This is a genomic window from Pedobacter sp., assembly GCF_035566355.1.
Classification (GTDB): Bacteria; Bacteroidota; Bacteroidia; order Sphingobacteriales; family Sphingobacteriaceae; genus Pedobacter.
The window spans coordinates 1-18090 of record NZ_DATMRL010000679.1 but is presented as its reverse complement, the minus strand read 5'-3'; the positions used below and the strand labels follow the sequence as shown (position 1 = coordinate 18090).

Sequence of the window (18090 nt, the reverse complement as noted above, 5' to 3'; positions counted from 1 at the left end):
CGACCTCATATTCGTACCTCACGGAAGCGCCCATTGGATAGCGGATAAACCGACGAGCCTGCGCATACCATCGCCTGAGTTTGTGAAAACTCTTAGGGCAGGCATCCCGGTATTTAATGGTGATGGCGAGAAAACTATCCTGATTGCGGGCCATTTTGAATTTGACTACCAGCCACTGCATCCTTTTTTAAAGGATCTTCCGCCGATTATTCATATCAGGCAATATGTGACAGAAAACCAATTATTGGTCAGACAGGTTGCCCAGCTCATGCTGGAAGAACTGAATAATGAAAGGCCTGGTAGTAGTGTAATGCTGAAATGTTTGTCGGAAATGATGTTTGTCCATATCATCCGGGCCTATTTGGAACAAGCTGCACCCGAAAGTGGCTATCTATCGGCGTTAAATGACCCCAGGATCAGCAAGGCATTGAAACTAATACAGGACTCCCCTCAAAACGATTGGACGTTGGAATCGCTGGCTTCGGAGATCGGCATGTCGCGCTCTGCTTTCTTTAACCAGTTTAAAAAATTAATGCGCGAAACACCGTTGAGCTACCTCACCAACTGGCGCATCAGGATGGCCCAAAAGCTTTTGATGACAGACAACAGCAAGATCTCCGAGATAGCAGCAAAAAGCGGATACCAGTCGGAGGCTGCTTTTAACCGGATCTTTAAATCAAAAACCGGGCAGACTCCTGCAGTATACAGAAGAATTAAGCCCTTGGGTGGTTAAGAAAGTTGAGTTTGTTTAATCTTATCGGTCTTACTTCCCAATGCAGAATTTGCTGAATATGTTTTCCAGCAAGTCATCAGTTGTTACTTGTCCTGTAATTTCTCCAAGATAATACAAAGCTTGCTTTATATCCATCGACAGGAAGTCAGAAGTGACTGGATTGGTCAAACCATTACCAACACTTTCCAAGGCTGTCTGCGTCCTTCTTAAAGCTTCTACGTGACGAATATTGGTTACCATGGTATGGTTGTCTGAAAGCTGATCTCCTACCGCAGTGTTGTACAGCAATTCTTTCAGTTCCTCAATTTGCTGGTTCTGTTTGGCGGAAATTGAGATAAATTGAATATCAGAAGGCAATTGAAGTTCTTTTAGCTTATTATTGTAAGAAAGATCAATCTTATTGGCAACCGCTATAAAAGCCATACCCGGACGATATAACTTCGCAATGTCTTCCCTGATTTCATGAACAGTCAGGTTCACCACATCAAATACATAGACCAGCAAAGCAGATTGATTGATCTTCTGCATGGTTTTCTCTACTCCGATTGCTTCAATGGTATCTGTAGCCTCACGAATTCCAGCGGTATCAATCAACCGGAAATTAATTCCGTTAATATTCAACACTTCCTCAATCGTATCCCTGGTGGTACCCGCAATTTCGCTTACAATAGCACGTTCTTCATTCAGTAATGCATTCAGTAACGTGGACTTTCCCGCGTTAGGGCGCCCTGCTATTACGGTATTGATACCTTGTTTGATCACATTCCCCAGTTCGAAAGAACGGATCAACTGGTTTAATACCAATGTTATTTTGTTAATCAGCTCCTGTAATTGATCCCGATTCGCAAATTCCACATCCTCTTCTGCAAAATCCAGCTCCAGTTCTATCATAGACGCAAAATGGATTAATTGTTCTCTCAACAAGTTTAGTTCTGTACTGAAACCGCCTCTAAGCTGGTTCATAGCCACCTGATGCGCAGCTGCAGAATCAGAAGAGATAAGATCTGCAACGGCCTCAGCCTGAGAAAGGTCAAGACCTCCATTAAGAAAAGCTCTTAATGTATATTCACCTGGTTTAGCCGCGCTGGCACCCTTTCTGATGAGTAAAGAGATAATCTGCTGAATGATATAATTAGAACCATGGCAGGAAATTTCCACCACATTTTCTTTGGTATAAGACTTGGGTGCAATGAACAAACTCACCAGTACCTCATCGATCACCTGTTCCCCATCTTTAATCAATCCAAAATGTATGGTGTGCGATTTCTGTTTTAAGAGGTCTTTACCACTAAATACAGAATTGGTGATGGATATAGCTTCTTTTCCTGAAAGACGGATAACGCCGATGGCACCGATTCCCGGAGGTGTTGATAGGGCAACTATAGTGTCGTTTGTGATCATCTCAATGTGTTTGTTGTGCTCAAAGCACAAAACTAACCAAACATTTCGTAGCTTAAGGTGTTAGTTTTGTAAATTTAACCATTATCTATGCAGGAACTCCCTCTCACCGTACGAAGGTCTATTGAATTATTAGGAATTGTGCTCATTGGAACCATTTTGGTGATCGGTAGCAATATCATCATGCCAGTCCTTATGGCATTTTTTATCAGTATACTTCTGGTCCCGGTTTACCGCTTCCTAAGAAAATGGAAAATTCCTGAAGCCATTGCCATCGTTGTTCCCATCTTACTGCTGATTGTATTTGTGGGCTTAATTGGCTGGTTTTTCTCTTCGCAGATCAGTATTCTGGTTTCAGACTTTCCACAAATCAAGAAGAATGTATCACAACACCTTCATGCTTTAAGTAGCTGGATCAGTAGTATTAGCGACTATTCAACTAAAGAACAGGTTGCATTCATCAACAAAAAAAGTGATGATCTGATGTCTTATGCCGGTACAGCTGCAAGTGGGGCTGCCGTTACCTTAAGCTCTGTATTTATCTTTGTGGGGCTATTGCCGATCTATATCTATCTGATGCTTTTTTACAAGGACATTCTCCTTCGTTTCATCTTTATGTGGTTTAAAACCGATCATCATCCTAAGGTTAAAGACGCTATTTATGAAACAGAATCCATCATTAAAAATTACCTGGTAGGCCTGCTTATCCAAATCACCTATATGACCATCTTACTAGGTGGCGGATTAATGCTCTTCGGCATTAAACATGCTTTGCTGATTGGAGTCATCTTCGCTATCCTTAACCTGATCCCCTATGTGGGGGCACTGATCGGTAATATTATCGGGGTGATGCTTACGCTAACTTCTTCTACAGAACTGTGGCCGGTTCTTACCGTGCTTATAGTTATAGCAGTAGTTCAGTTCCTGGACAACAATATACTGATGCCTAGAATTGTAGGCTCCAAAATAAAAATCAATGCACTCGTTGCAATCCTTGGTGTAGTTGTTGGTGGCAGCATTGCCGGAGTGCCTGGCATGTTCTTGTCTATGCCTTTGATTGCAGTATTAAAAGTGATCTTTGACCGTACTGAAATGTTTAAACAATGGGGTGTTTTATTAGGTGATGAAAGACCAACCAAGAGTCCGATGACCTTCCCTGCGTTTCGTAAGAAGAAGCCCGTACCCATGAAATCCGGAACTGAAAAATAAGAAGCCTTATTTCGTGCCCAATAGTTCATTAAGTGCTTTTATTCCGTCCTCATTTTTTGGATTAAGCTGAATGGACTTTCTGTACATTAAGATGGCGTCTTCCCTGTTCCCGGTTTCTCTTAGCAATTGCCCATAACTATCATAAGGATTAAAACGATCAGGAAAAACAAAAGTAGCCAGTTTAAATACCTCTAAGGCTAACTTCTGATGATCTGCAAAAGTTGCCGCATAGAAAAGATGGTAACCAAGATCGTTCATTTCCCAGTCATTCAGGTAGTAATTCAGTGTATCTGATTTTAGTGCGTTAAATATACTCGCGGCATGATCAGGTCCTTTCTGTACCAAAGCCATTCCGTATGCGGTTACTAAAGACTTTTTGGTCCTAAATGGCAAAGGTTTTGCAGCATTCAGTAGAAGCTGGGCCGAAGTAATCACCTGGCCAAACTCCGGTCCTGCGGTATTGTCAAAACCAATAATGGTCTGGTCTTTATCTAAATTATGCAGGAAATAGGTAGCTAAGCCAAACTTAAATCCGCCGTGACCTACTGACCTACCATAAACGGGTTGCTCCAAAATCTCCCAGCCCAATCCGTAGGACATTCTGCCCTCACCCTGTATCGTGTCCATAGAAGGGCTGTAATATACAGTTCCATCATTTAGCTTTACGGGTAAGAAAGCTTCGTTCACAGAACTTTTTTTCAATAAACGGCCTGCAAAGAAAGCCCGGTCAAATCGCAGCAAATCCGCAGTTGTACTGATCACATTTCCTGCTCCTACTGTACCCTGATTGTTATAAACGAGGTAACGGAAACGCGTTAAATAACTCACTGGCACATAAGTAGTATCATAACGGGGATGAGCCTGCATATGCATCGTAACAACCAGAGGATCGTCTCCCTCGTTGAAGTGCGAATATAAACTCACATAAGTATTGGCCATGCCGCAGGGTCTAAAGATATTTTCTCTGAGGTAATCATTAAAAGGTATACCACTCAATTTTTCTATCAAGATAGCCAGCAAATTGTATCCAGTATTACAATACTGATATTTGTCGCCCGGTTTAAAATTCAGCCCCCGTTTCCATTTTTTTAGTTCAGGAATAACATCCTTATTGGTAGCCACGGTGTCTGGAAATTGTTTAACCAGGTCCTCAAACAACTCGAGATCAGGCAGACCGGATGTATGTGTAAGCAGGTGCCGAATCGTTACATCAGCAAAAGGAAAGTCTGATATGTATTTCTTTAAAGGCTCATCTAGCAACAACTTTCCCTTATCACGCAGCTGCAAAATGGCTGTTGACGTAAAAATTTTAGAGATCGACGCCAGATTGAAACGAGAGAATGAAGTGTTTGTTTTCTGCTTGTTAAAATCGGCAAATCCAGAAGAAAAAACAATAACGGGTCTTCCACTAGTGGCCAGCAGCATATTGCCATTTAATTGTTTAAGTGCAGCGAGCTGGTTGAAATAAGTTTGAATAGCCACTGGTGTTTTTTGACCATAACCCTTGAACGGACAAAAAGAACTGCCAATAAGCAGAATAGCGAATGTGATGGATAATAACTTCATCTTTATGATTGATTTTAACTAAAAATACCTCTTTAACCTAATCGACAAACAAATTTTCGTTGAACAGGCAAATCTTATCGATAAACAGGAAATCACGAAAAGCAAGCTCAGGATTTTATTGATAACTTTGATTAATGAGTAAAAGATTATTTTTATTTACAAGCGCTTTCATCAGTGTTTACCTGTTGCTTATCCTGATCAGGCAAATGCCTTTGCTGTTGCATGGCAGGTTTGGCCTGCTTTCCGATGCGCATTCTTTCAAAGAATGGCTGCAGGTTACGGGTGATATTGCTTGCCTTTACCTGCTTTCTATTGGTGTTTATATGACCTTACACTGCTTTTATCCCTTAAAGCAAATCTATATTTTGATCCTAGTGACTCTGATTTTAGCTGCCGGAATTTTTTGTGTGACATTTTACTGGACTGGTTTTATGGAAAACAGGTCTTTAAGGCTGAGCAATCATTTTGGCCGGCAAGTCATCCCGGAAACCATAGCCATCCTATTTGCCATTGTTTTTTATCTTGTTAGATATACGCAGTACAAGGAATTGCAACAAATAGAACTGACATCACAAAACAGGAAGGCCGAAATCTCCTTTTTACGTTCGCAAATAAATCCACATTTCCTGTTCAACAACCTGAATACCATTTATTCACTGGTTGCCCATCAAAGCGAACGGGCACTGCCTGCCATAGCAGAACTATCTGAAATTTTAAGGTATATGCTGTATGATAGCAGTGAATCAATTAGCCTTGCTGAAGAATTGCTTTATATAAAAAAATACATCGCGCTGCAGCAATTGCGATTTGAACATCCCATGCCTATCTGTTTTAACGTGACTGGAAATACAGGAAACTGGCAGACTCCGCCATTATTATTCATTCCTTTCGTTGAAAATGCTTTTAAGCATGGTGAGGTCATGAAAGATAGTGAATGGCTCAAAATCGACATGAATACCGAATCAGATCTACTTACTTTTAGCTGCATCAATAAGACTAAAGCAGGTATACGAAAGGATAGCACTGGTGGAATTGGCATTATTAACGTTAGGAAACGGCTAGAGTTACTCTATCCGAATGGCAGATCACTGCTTGATGTAAGAGAGGAAAACAATTTATTTACTGTCAGAATGGAATTGTATGGAAAATAATAAATCTATTCGCTGTGTTGTACTCGACGATGATTTCCAGGCTGTAAGGCTATTAGCGGGTTATGTTAAAAATACTGTAGGTCTGGAACTGATACTAAAAACTACCGATACAGATGAGGCAATCACGTCAATTATTAAGGGAATGGCCGACCTGGTATTCCTTGACATACAAATGCCTAAGCTTACTGGTATTGAGTTTATGGAAGGCATTAAGCAGACCCAAACAAAAGTTGTATTAACGACTGCTTATTCTGAATATGCTTTAAAAGGTTATGAGCATGATGTAATTGATTATTTACTAAAGCCGGTTACTTTTGAACGTTTTATGATAGCGGTTCAGAAAGCAAAGGAGCGATTACTCGATAAGCCAGGAGTTTCGGCAATATGCGCAGATCACATTATGCTCAAAACCGAATACCGCCTCCAAAAGACAAATTATTCTGACATCTTGTATATTGAGGGACTAGGGGACTACCTGATCTTTTATACCGAAAAGGAACGAATAATTACTCTGGAGCGCATGAAACGCATGGAGGATATCTTGCCCGCCGCTTGCTTTATCCGGGTTCATAAATCTTATATCGTAAATATAAACCGGATCAACTATCTCGAAAAAGGCAAGATCGTTATTGGAGAAAACCGTCTGCCAGTAGGTGAAACTTACCGGCAAACGGTTAAAGCAAAATTACATTGGTGAATCAAAGAGAACGATCTGTAAAAGCCGCAGCCTGATCCCGGTTTATCTTTTTCAATGAAAAAGCATCAAACAATTCTCCAGATGCTTTATAAGCCTCAAATTTCAGGTCTTGTCCATCGATATGGATCAGCTGGAACAACTGTGTGTTCTCCAGAGATACATTCATCCATTTTTTACCGTCTACTTTGTACATCTTAGGACCCGATACTGATACCAGGTATACAGGACCACTTACATCTCTGCCCGACAGCCCTCGTGGTAAATTCTGCCCTCTGCTATAAGTATGATCATGCCCCTGCAGTACCAGATCTACATGATAACGGTCAAAAAGTGGTTTAAATCTTTCTCTGAACTCTTTATTGTCCCGGCTTTTGGAGGTCGAATAAATAGGATGGTGAAACGTAACCACAGTCCATAGGTTTTTATTTTCTTTGAGTACCTTTTCCAGCCATTCGTACTGCAGTTTCTCGGCTGTTTCATCCAAAGTAATCAACTGTGAATCCAGTGAAATGACACGCAAGCCCTGGTAATCTATGTAAAAGACAGATTTTTCCAGACCTTTAGGCCCATTATCTGGCAGGGTATACTGCACCCCCCAGTGTGGATCCAGAACCAATTGCTTTTGCTCGTTACGAATGTATTCGTGGTTACCTGGGGAAGGAATGCTGGGAATCATACCATTGATAAAGCCTCCTCCGTAATGCCATTCACCCCATTCTTTATCGTTATTGGAACGGTTGATCAAATCACCGGTATGAATGATGAAACGGGCATCTGGCTGATGAGAGAACGCCTTTCGGATAACCCTCGACCATTTAGACCTGATGTCATTTTGTGCATCGCCCAGATAGATAAAAGAAAAAGGTGCAGGCTGGGCAGAGGCTGTGGTAAACTGAAACCACTCACTCCAATAATCTCCTGCTCCTACTCTGTATGCATAAACAGTATTGGGCTTCAGATCTTTAAATGTTACATGATGGTAATTTGCAGTGGCATAATTCTGTCCTCCGGATAGGGTCTGGGTGCCTGCATCTAGTGTAGCTACCGCAGTCTCCAGCTCAGGGCTGGAATCCTCAGCTTTAATCTGGGCTTTGGCGGCTTTAATGGTGGTATCTGTCCGCCAGGTTACGGTTTGGGTAGTGGATGGATTTCCGGACCAGGTTAAAATAACCCGGTCTGGAAAAGCTTTTGGAGAAAAGTCGTGTGCTGTGGCCTTCCAAAAGGAAGCCATCAGCAGCAGACATATAAATATCTTGATCTTATTCATCTTGTTTTATTTTAAATACCACATTAAGGTATATTGGTTATCTGCACCGAAAACAGAAACAGCTTTCTGATAGTTGACTTTGTTTTTGGCACTTTCTGAATCTGGATAGATATAACGCTTAGGGATACCACGGCCAGCAGCTAACGGCCCTGTTACAAATGCAGGAAATCCGGTACGGCGCTGGTCAAACCAGCCTTCTGCGCCTTTAAACAGCATGGCCATCCATTTTTGGGTAATCAATTGCTCCAGGCTGCCATCATATTTAACCAGTGTCTGATTAAAATATCCAGCCGGCGCCACTGCTCCATAACTGCTCATGGATTCTTTTATTCCCTTGTAATACATAGATTCTGCTGTTTCTCCCGGCATGCTAAGCTTTCCCTTTTGCATAGCCTCAGCAAGAACAAAACACATTTCAGTATAGGTCATCAAGCTCGCTTTAAGCGATGGATTTGATGCACCCCCGTTTTTCCTGAAAAATGTGTTAGAGAAAACAGAAACGTGGTCTTCTCCCCCATTATAGGCTGAAGGCGCATCTATAGCATTGGGTACACCAACGTATTTGTTCTGATCTACCGTTGATCCTGCTGTACTTTTAACAGGCTCTACCCAAATGGCCAGCCTTGGGTCATTACGCTGAATCAAACGGTCAACCAGCTCCTTACTCACCTTTGTTTTCTGATAATCGAAATCGATCATGGCCAGAGGGCCTGCTGGCCAGCTGTAGCCCGCTGTAGTTCCCAGATAGACCATCTCCGCATTGTCAGCACTGCTTTCAAAAATCGGGAAAGAAGATTTATCGTTAATAATGGCCTGCATTTCTGTAAATGCCGGGCCATAAACCTTTGAAATGCGCAACAGCATTCTTAGACGAAGGGTATTCGCGAATTTACGCCATTGAAGGACCTTACCTTTAAACAGCACATCCCCTTTTGCATTAATTTCCGGATTGGCACCTTTCAACAGGTCATTGGCTTCCCGGAGCTCTCTCAAAAGGTCGGGATAGATGCTTTGCTGCTGGTCATATTCCGGGTAAATGATATTGCTTTCTTTTGATTTCAGCGCTTGTGAATACGGGACATCTCCATATAGATCGGTCAGGTAGCCGAAATTAAAGGCTTTCATAATTTTACTGATCGCCACATATTGATTTTCCGACCGTTTTTGCGCCGTTTCCAAAAAGGTTTTGTTCACAGATAAACGGGCATAAATGTCAGTCCAGTCTACAGGTCCCCAATCCAGCAGATCATATCCGGTATTGCGTACCAGTGTCAGGTATCTGGCGGCAGAAGCCGGTCTTCTGTCGACTGCGTTTTCCTGATAGGCATAGGCCGTTGATAAAACCACTTCTGACATTAAGAATTCGGTATTAGTGGTTTCCGGAGAATTGGGATTGGTATTGATCTCTTCAAAATCCTTGGTGCAGGCACCCAAAACAGTCATTAACAAGACCAGTATCGTTTTATATTTAAGTTTCATGGGGTATACAAATTAAAAATTACAGCTGAATTTAAGACCATAAGAGCGCGTACCTGGCAAGGTCCAATGGCCAACACCTTGTTTAAAACCATCGCTGATGCTCATCGTTGTTTCCGGATCATAACCCAATCCGTTAGAGGCCCAGGTGTATAAATTCCTGCCAATCAGAGAAACCGATAAATTGCTGATGGGTAGTTTGTGCAACAGATTTTTACTAAACACATAAGTTAAGGAGGCTTCCCGAAGTTTAATAAAAGTTGCGGTATAGGTTAAACGCTCATAAAATTTATTGTACGTATTGTCGTAAAAGTCTGAAGCAGCAATGATCACATTATTCTCTTTGTAGGTCCCATCTCCATTGGCAATATAACCTGGTATGATCATTCCATCATTACGCTTTAGTCCCTGGGAGTCGGTCCATGGCAAACCACCAGTCTGGGCATCTCTCCCCACCAGGGTATTGTCTGTTAAACCAGCAGTAAGCAAACTTTTCACTACGTAAGAATAGAAATTACCGCCCTTGCGCCAGTCCAGCAAGAAGTTCAGGGTAAAATTCTTATAGGTAAAGGTATTATTCAAACCAACGGTGAAATCCGGGTTGTAATTGCCTACCTTAATATACTCAGCGGTATTACGGATATAGTGTCCATTTTTATCGAGCAAAGCTGCGCCAGCATTAGGGCCATTGGGCACCTTGGTATAGCTTGGGGTATAGAAATCACCAATCTTGGTGCCTTCTTTAATGAGGTAACGGATGTTATCCCCATCGGCACTACCCATTGAATATTCCGGCAAGCCCTCCATCAGTGAAATTACTTTGTTTTCGTTTTTGGTAAAATTGGCGCTGAACTCCCATTTGAAAGCACCTTGAACTGGTGTTGCATTTAAACCGATTTCCCATCCGCTGTTCTGAATATTTCCAGCGTTGATCAAGCGGTTTGATGCACCAGAGGCAATGGTGGTCGGAATATTAATGATCTGGTTGCGTTTATTGGTTTTATACCAGGTAACGTCCAGGCCAATTCTGTTAGATAAAAAGCGTAAATCTGTACCAAACTCATAGGAACTTGCAATTTCGGGCTTTAAGAAATTGTTCTTCAGGTTAAATTCAATCGTCGCTCTTTTCACATCGCCCCAGTCCTGATTAAAAGGAATGGTATTGTACAATTGGTAAGGATCGGTATCACTTCCTACTTGTGCCCAGTTGGCTCTGATTTTAGCAAAGGAAAGGATGTCAGACTTGATCTTAAAAACATCGGTCACAATGGTACTCAGGGAAACGGAAGGATAGAAGTAAGAATTGTTTTGTGCAGGCAATGTACTGGACCAATCATTTCTGCCGGTGACATCTAAAAAAACCATATCTTTAAAAGAGGCCTGTCCCACACCATATAAACTGTTGATTCGTTTGCGGGATTTGTAGGAACTATTGCTGATGGTTCCTGCCTGTGCGTTACTGATGTTATAAATACCCGGAATACTCAGGCTTTCTGTACCTTGCGCAGTACCTCTGGCTGTTTGGTTCATCTGGTTACCTCCAACAGATAATCCCAAAGACCAATCCTGATTCAGGTTTTTCTTATAGCTCAGTAAAAAGTCTGAATTCTGCTCGCTAAAATAACTGTTGTCTACACTATAGCCACCGAATTTAAAACGTTTAGAACTGAACGGACGTTTAGTTTCATGTTGCTCATTGTACATATCTAAGCCTGTACGTACCATAAAACTCAGGTCTTTGGTTAGATCTATCATGGCTTGTACATTTCCGGTCAAACGATTTCTGTCATAACCATTAATATGCTCATTTGCCACAAAATATGGATTATCGGAATCATCCGGGGAGAACTGTTCTATATTTTCACGCCCTGGTTTCCAATAGTTCTTCAGGTCATTGATGTTCATATTAGAGGGCATGGAGTAGATCATTTGCGTAACACTTTCCCTGTAAGCGGAAGGGCGGTTATCACTTTTGTTCTTTACATAGCCAATATTGGTACTGATCTTAACTTTGGGATGTAATACATAAGTAGCGGCCAGGTTCAAGGTATTTCTACTCAGATCTGTATTGGGTACAATGCCTTTATTAACCAGATTGGTATAAGACAATCTGTAATTGCCATCTGCATTTTTACCTGTAATTGCAATGTTATTGGTATAGGTCGAGCCGGTCTTGTAAAAGCCCTTGGCATTGTTGGGATGAGATACCCAATCTGTAGGCACCGGCTTTCCACTGGCATCTAAAGGACTGTTCCATTGCAGGTGTTTGGTTCCTACATCCAGTCTTGGGCCCCATGCATCTGAAGTTGAAACAGCCGGGTCATCGGTATATTCACCTGCACCAAACTGATTCTGAAAATGAGGAAACATCCAGGCCTGATCAAACATCGCATTGCTATTAAAACTTACTCCAAGTCCTTTTTTTCCTGCTGATCCGCTTTTTGTGGTGATCAGCACCACCCCACTTCCGGCCCGGCTGCCATACAAGGCTGCTGCACTGGCCCCTTTCAGGATCGTAATACTTTCTACATCATCCGGACTGATATCGGCTACAGGACTTCCATAGTCTACAGAAGAGCGCCCTACAGTTGCTGGTGTACGTAGAGAATGTGCAACAGGTACTCCATCTACCACAAACAGCGGCTGGTTATCGGTGGCTATAGAAGATTGCCCTCTGATGGTGATCAATGCTGTAGATCCTGGATCTGAACCGGTACTCACTATATTTACTCCTGCTACTTTCCCGGCAAGTGAATTGACCACGTTGACTTCTTTTACTGTATTGACGTCGCTTCCTTTTACGGTAGCAATGGAATAACCCAATGCTTTTTCCGAACGCTTGATGCCCAGTGCAGTTACGACGACTTCAGATAAGGCTGTTTCATCCGGAACCAAGTTGACATTTAAACTAGTTTCTCCGTTGACTTCCAGTTCCTGGGTTTGATAGCCCATCATCTTAAAAATGATACGGGCATTGGGATGTTGTACATTTAAACTGTAATCTCCGCTTAGGTTGGTTGTTGTACCATTGGAACTTCCTTTTTCCAAAATACTCACCCCCGGTACAGGCAATCCTTTTTCATCACTAACTTTTCCTTTGACCCGGAAAGCCTTTTTAATGATGATCTGCTTGTTCTGGATGGTGTAAGTTAATTGTAAAGGCAGCAATACACGGTTCAGCAGCTCGCCAACAGGCTCATTTTCTGCTTTTAGATTATTGATCTCTTTATTCAAAAGAACCTCTTTATTGGTATAAACAAAGGTGAGTTCTGTTTTTTTCTCCAGGCTCTTGAACAGTTCGGTGAGGGTCCCGTGTTTAAAACTGAAGCTCACTCTTTCTGTTAAGCCCTGCGCATGTACAGGGGATGCCTGTCCTGCAACGAACATCATAGAGAGCAGTACATAGCTGAGGATAAAAAAACGCATTACTTTAAAAATTAATTGATGAGTCACTGCGGACTTTTTCATAACTTTGTGTGTTTTAATCATTGATGGGTTAAAATAAATTTTTAATGCCCCCGGGTTGCGTCAACAACCTGATGGCAAAGATTCTTAGCCTTGGATGCGTCAACATCTGAGGCTATTTTTTTTTATAGCTGTCTAGTTACATTTACCTCCTTTTATATAGATCGTTTGTTTGTTGATAGCATAATGGATATCCAGCGTAATTTTCAGAGTTTGAAGAACTTCAGCAAGCGCTATATTTTTAAAGCTTGCTGTAAGCTTACAGCCTTTAAAATCGTGTTCTGACTGTATGCGCACCTGGTACCTGCGCTCAATAGCTTCAAAAACTTCTTGTACCGGTGTTTGATTGAACATCAGCTTTCCACTGATCCATGCATTTGCATCTGCTGCTTCCTCTACATCTTCCTTATGAAGTTTTCCAGAAATGCGGCTATAAACGGCTTTTTGATTGGGCAGAAGATGGATAGCCGCAGATTGTGTACCTGCGGAATCCCTGGATACAGCGACTTTACCGGTCATTACCGTAACTTCAGGCTGGTTTTTTACCCAGGCTTTAATATTGAAACTGGTGCCCAGCACCCGCGTTTGAAGATTTAAACTCTTTACAATAAAGGGATGCTTCACATCGCGCTTTACTTTAAAGAAGCCCTCTCCGGTTAACTGAACATTTCTGATGGCCGATGTTTCTAGATTTTTAGGAAAACGGATGCGACTTCCGGAATTCAGCCAAACCTCGGTGCTGTCGGGCAAGAGTACTTTCAGGATCTGCCCTGCCGCCGAAGTTTCGGTGATCCATTCTGCAGCTTCAGCATGCACTGCAGGTCTTCTGTTTTGAAAAAATATACCGAGTAAAATCGTTCCGCCCAAAACTGCAGCCACGGCAATCCAGCGTTTGAAAACAACCTTTAACCTTTTTTCTTCAGTCGCTTTAACCGAATCGGGTTTGATAACCTCAGATTTGATTTGGGCAAAGCTATCTTTCCATCCGGCTTGTTCCGTAATTTCTGCAGTATCATTCCAAAGATCGCAGGCTTGCTCAAATTGTTGCTGATGTACAGGGTCTTTGGCCAGCCATTCTTTTAAGCGTATTTCATTTTCTTCGTTGTTCTCGCCCGATACATGTGACAATATTAATTTCCAGATCTCTTGGTCCATTCTTATCCTGTTTACTATAGACAAGACAATAAAACCAGGTGCTTCTACGGGCTGGGATAGGTTAAGATTCCATTAACAATACGTTAAGTGATTTCACCGGAATTCTTCTTCATGCCGGGTTACCTTTTCCTGAAGGAACTGAAAGCCTTTGACCAGGTGGTCTTCTACGGTTCTCACCGAAATATCCAGTAAAGTTGCAATTTCCTTATAACTAAAGCCGTCAATTCTGTACAGGTAAAAAACCAGTCTTCGCCTTTCAGGTAATTGATCAATCAGGTTATACAATGCCCGGTTTCGGTCCTTTTCCTGGTAGGCTTGTGAGGGGTCTGCATTTTGATCTGGAATCAGCGGTATCTGTTCTTCTTCCAGAATACGGAACTGCACCTTGGAATTTTTAAGGTAAGTGAGGGCCGCATTTTTCACTGAACGGAACAAATAGGCCTTTTCTTCGGTGATTTGCACCTTGTTTTTCCATATACTAATAAAAACATCATTCAAAAGGAGTTGTGCTTCTTCTGCATCTTTGACCAGGTATACGGCATATTTGATCAGCGTGGGGTACATACGCCGGTAAAGATCTTCGAATGTCTTCAGGTCATACACCGGGGTATGATGTTCTGCTGATCCGGCTGTACTGTGATTCCCCATAAAATATAGGGCGAAATTAGGCCTGTAAAGTAAGCCTCACATTAAGCGGATATTAAATTATAGTACCTGTGCAATAACATAACCACTTGCCCAGGCCCATTGAAAATTATAACCACCCAGCCATCCGGTCACATCCACACACTCGCCCCCAAAATAGAGGCCGGGCATTTTTTTACATTCCATGGTTTTAGAGGACAGTTCATTGGTATCAATACCTCCGCGCATCACTTCTGCTTTATCATAACCTTTGTCTCCGGCAGGCTTCACTTTAAAAAGGTGTATCGTGTTATGGATGAGGTCCATTTCTGCTTTAGTTAAATCAGCAACAGGCTTCTCAACCGGCAAAAATTTAGACATCGCTTCAGTGAATTTACGAGTATAGAAGCGATTGAACAGAGTAGAAAGCAGGTTTTTACCCTGATGGCTCCGCTCCTGTTCTAAAATTTCAGAAATATTCTGACCGGGTAGCAGGTCGATGTTAATGGTTTCTCCTTTTCTCCAGTACGAAGAGATCTGTAATATAGACGGGCCGCTCAATCCCCAATGAGTAAAGAGGAGATTCTCCTCAAAAGAGATCTGATCGTTACTGACCTCGCAAAAAACCGTATTACCGGAAAGTCGTGCATACCATTCCTCATCTTTTCCTGTAATGGTGAGTGGCACCAATGCCGGAGCTGTTTCTACCAATTTGAGACCAAGTTTCCGGGCAAGACGAAGGGCAAAATCTGTAGCCCCCATTTTAGGGATAGGTAAGCCTCCGGTAGTCACAACAACTTTATTAGATAGTAATTGAACGCTTTTTCCTCCTTTGGTATAACTTACGACATAACCTTCCCCTGTTGCACTGATGTCTGTAACTTCTGCTCCGCACCTGATCTGCTGGTCCATATCCCGGCAAAGGCTGGTAAAAACTTCTACTACATCTTTTGCATTTTTATTGTCTGGAAAAAGTTGTCCAAGTGTTTTCTCCTTCCCGGTAATTCCATATGTCTCAAAAAAGTTGACCGTATCTTCTACCGTCCACTGAGTGAAAGCTGATTTCATAAAATGTTTATTGCCCGAAATGAACTGTTCATCGCTGGCAAACAGGTTGGTATAATTACACCGCCCTCCTCCTGAGATCAGGATTTTAGCGCCCGGCTGTGCCCCCTTCTCTAACAAAATCACCTTTTTCCCGAGGAAGCCCGCCTGCACTGCACACATCAATCCGCAGGCACCGGCCCCAATAATTATAGCATCAGCATCCATCAATCCGTTTATATTGTTATTTTTGTGCAAAATAAGCATAACTTTTTCATATTGATATGGCAAAACAAATAAGTGATTTAAAACTGGGTATATTGGGCGGCGGACAATTAGGGCGAATGCTGATACAGGAAGCCATTAATTACAACGTTACCAGCCTGGTCTTGGATCCTGATCCCGATGCTCCCTGCAAACACATTTCAAACTACTTCGAATGCGGTTCCATTACAGATTTTGATACCGTTTATAATTTTGGAAAAAAAGCCGATCTGCTGACTATCGAAATTGAGAAAGTAAATATTGAAGCCCTGGAACAGCTGGAAAAAGAAGGCAAAATGGTTTACCCTCAATCCAGGGTGATCCGCCTGATCCAGGACAAAGGGGTACAAAAACAATTCTTTAAAGAAAACGATATTCCTACAGCCCCTTTCCAGCTGGTAAACGGAAAAGATGATCTGTTCAATACCAGCTTTGGTTATCCCTATATTCTAAAACAGCGTAAAGATGGATATGACGGCAAAGGTGTAATGAAGATTTCAAGTCAGCATGATATAGATAATGCCTTTGAAGGGCCTTGTCTGATTGAAGAGCTGATCGACTTTGAAAAGGAAATTGCGGTGATTGTTTCCAGAAACCCGAACGGTGATGTAAAGACCTTCCCGATGGTAGAAATGGAATTTAATAGTGAAGCCAACCTGGTCGAATTTCTGATCAGTCCTTCTACCTATCCGGATAACATACAACAGCGGGCAGAAACGATTGCAAAGAATATTGCTTCTGCTTTAAACATTACAGGACTCCTGGCCGTGGAAATGTTCATTACTAAAGATGGAGAGATCTTGGTGAACGAACTGGCTCCAAGGCCACACAATAGCGGCCATCAAACCATAGAAGGTAATTATGTATCGCAATTTGAACAGCACTTAAGGGCGATCTGTAATTTACCTTTAGGAGATACACGCTCTATTACCAATGCAGTGATGATCAATTTACTGGGAGAAAAGGGACATGAGGGGGTAGCTAAATACCAGGGATTGGAAAAGATCATGGCCATTGATGGCGTATATGTACACTTATATGGCAAAAAATATACAAAACCTTTCCGCAAAATGGGTCATGTGACCATCATAGATCAGAACCGCGAGAAAGCAATCGAAAAAGCAAACTACATTAAACAAACTTTAAAAGTAATTTCATAATGAGCATAAAAGTAGGCATAATAATGGGCAGCAAATCTGATTTACACATCATGCAGGATGCAGCCGACATTTTAAAAGATTTTGGGGTGGAGTTCGAAATGACTGTCGTTTCTGCTCACCGCACACCTGAAAGAATGTTCAATTATGCAAAAGAAGCTGCTTCAAGAGGGCTAAAAGTAATTATCGCCGGTGCAGGTGGTGCAGCGCATCTTCCTGGAATGGTCGCTTCTATTACGGTTTTACCAGTGATCGGCGTACCTGTTAAATCCTCAAATTCAATTGATGGATGGGATTCCATCTTATCGATCTTGCAAATGCCGAATGGTATCCCCGTAGCCACAGTTGCTTTAAATGCAGCAAAAAATGCGGGTTTACTCGCCGCACAAATCCTATCTACAGCTGATGACGCTCTTGCGGTTAAAATGCAGCAGTACAAAGACGATCTTAGGAAAAAAGTAGAAGAAACTGCAGCTGAATTAGAGCATTAACAGCAAAAACTAATTTAAATTGGGGTTTTGAGGAAAATTGCTCACATGAGCATACTTAGGCCCAAGGTTAATAATAGCCTCCCGCCATACTTCTTCCTCGTTCGCTGAAAATACAACATCTGGATGGTATTGATCGGATACGATCCAGGTGTTTTCTTCCAGCTCATTCTTCAGTTGTTCTGCTCCCCAGCCTGAATATCCTATAAAAAATTTGATCTCGTCCTGATTGATGCTGTTGTTGTTCATCAGAATGGTCAGCGCTTCAAAATTACCACCCCAGTAAATTCCTGGTGCGATTTCTTCACCGTCATTTAGCTTGTCATAGCAGCGGTGAATGAAATGTATGGTATCGGTAGCCACAGGTCCGCCATAATAAACAGGAAAATCCGCACT

General features: G+C 42.0%; 15 protein-coding genes. 6 read left to right on the top strand and 9 right to left on the bottom strand.

Annotated features, from left to right (window positions below; translation table 11 throughout):
- The coding region (locus tag VNZ46_RS26765) for an AraC family transcriptional regulator (protein ID WP_325564326.1) at positions 1-733 on the top strand (733 nt) is incomplete at its 5' end.
- A 30-nt stretch (positions 734-763) separates the two neighbouring features.
- On the opposite strand, the gene mnmE is transcribed toward VNZ46_RS26765, so the two are convergent.
- Entirely contained in the window at positions 764-2134 is a 1371-nt protein-coding gene (mnmE, locus tag VNZ46_RS26760; RefSeq protein WP_325564324.1) for a tRNA uridine-5-carboxymethylaminomethyl(34) synthesis GTPase MnmE, read from the bottom strand.
- Between the two features lie 87 nt (positions 2135-2221).
- Here mnmE and VNZ46_RS26755 point away from each other — a divergent pair, with 87 nt between their 5' ends.
- Positions 2222-3340: an AI-2E family transporter gene (locus VNZ46_RS26755; RefSeq protein WP_199075358.1), complete on the top strand. Its 1119-nt coding sequence runs from the start codon at positions 2222-2224 to the stop codon at positions 3338-3340.
- 6 nt (positions 3341-3346) lie between these two features.
- Here the strand turns inward: VNZ46_RS26755 and VNZ46_RS26750 are convergent, their stop codons facing one another.
- Complete coding sequence (locus tag VNZ46_RS26750) at positions 3347-4906, bottom strand: serine hydrolase domain-containing protein (RefSeq protein ID WP_325564321.1); 1560 nt, start codon at positions 4904-4906, stop codon at positions 3347-3349.
- Positions 4907-5040: 134 nt separating this feature from the next.
- Here VNZ46_RS26750 and VNZ46_RS26745 point away from each other — a divergent pair, with 134 nt between their 5' ends.
- Both VNZ46_RS26745 and VNZ46_RS26740 read left to right on the top strand, forming a co-directional pair.
- On the top strand, positions 5041-6057 hold the full coding sequence (locus tag VNZ46_RS26745; protein WP_325564319.1) for a sensor histidine kinase: 1017 nt from the start codon (positions 5041-5043) through the stop codon (positions 6055-6057).
- Positions 6047-6754, top strand: a complete 708-nt coding sequence (locus VNZ46_RS26740; RefSeq protein WP_325564317.1) for a LytTR family DNA-binding domain-containing protein — start codon at positions 6047-6049, stop codon at positions 6752-6754. Before VNZ46_RS26745 ends, VNZ46_RS26740 begins: the two co-directional genes overlap by 11 nt.
- 1 nt (position 6755) lies before the next feature.
- Here VNZ46_RS26740 and VNZ46_RS26735 read toward each other — a convergent pair whose 3' ends face one another.
- From VNZ46_RS26735 to VNZ46_RS26710, 6 genes are all read right to left on the bottom strand, one after another.
- Positions 6756-8021, bottom strand: coding sequence for a metallophosphoesterase family protein (locus VNZ46_RS26735; protein WP_325564315.1), 1266 nt, complete (start codon positions 8019-8021; stop codon positions 6756-6758).
- A 6-nt stretch (positions 8022-8027) separates the two neighbouring features.
- Positions 8028-9500, bottom strand: a complete 1473-nt coding sequence (locus VNZ46_RS26730; RefSeq protein ID WP_325564314.1) for a SusD/RagB family nutrient-binding outer membrane lipoprotein — start codon at positions 9498-9500, stop codon at positions 8028-8030.
- Between the two features lie 12 nt (positions 9501-9512).
- Complete coding sequence (locus VNZ46_RS26725; RefSeq protein WP_325564312.1) at positions 9513-12965, bottom strand: SusC/RagA family TonB-linked outer membrane protein; 3453 nt, start codon at positions 12963-12965, stop codon at positions 9513-9515.
- Between the two features lie 132 nt (positions 12966-13097).
- The gene (locus VNZ46_RS26720) at positions 13098-14117 is read right to left on the bottom strand and encodes a FecR family protein (RefSeq protein WP_325564310.1); all 1020 of its coding nucleotides are present in this window, start codon (positions 14115-14117) and stop codon (positions 13098-13100) included.
- Positions 14118-14210: 93 nt separating this feature from the next.
- On the bottom strand, positions 14211-14765 hold the full coding sequence (locus VNZ46_RS26715; RefSeq protein WP_325564308.1) for an RNA polymerase sigma-70 factor: 555 nt from the start codon (positions 14763-14765) through the stop codon (positions 14211-14213).
- 57 nt (positions 14766-14822) lie between these two features.
- Positions 14823-16052, bottom strand: a complete 1230-nt coding sequence (locus VNZ46_RS26710) for an NAD(P)/FAD-dependent oxidoreductase (protein WP_325564306.1) — start codon at positions 16050-16052, stop codon at positions 14823-14825.
- A gap of 17 nt (positions 16053-16069) precedes the next feature.
- Between VNZ46_RS26710 and VNZ46_RS26705 the strand changes: the two genes are divergently transcribed.
- Together VNZ46_RS26705 and purE are read left to right on the top strand one after the other, a co-directional pair.
- Positions 16070-17209: a 5-(carboxyamino)imidazole ribonucleotide synthase gene (locus VNZ46_RS26705; protein ID WP_199075345.1), complete on the top strand. Its 1140-nt coding sequence runs from the start codon at positions 16070-16072 to the stop codon at positions 17207-17209.
- Positions 17209-17697 carry a 5-(carboxyamino)imidazole ribonucleotide mutase gene (gene purE, locus VNZ46_RS26700; protein ID WP_133779773.1) on the top strand — a complete coding sequence of 163 codons (489 nt, stop codon included), beginning with the start codon at positions 17209-17211 and terminating at the stop codon, positions 17695-17697. Before VNZ46_RS26705 ends, purE begins: the two co-directional genes overlap by 1 nt.
- 9 nt (positions 17698-17706) lie before the next feature.
- Here the strand turns inward: purE and VNZ46_RS26695 are convergent.
- Positions 17707-18090 (bottom strand): YqgE/AlgH family protein (locus VNZ46_RS26695; protein ID WP_325564304.1); only part of this gene is annotated, 384 nt, incomplete at its 5' end.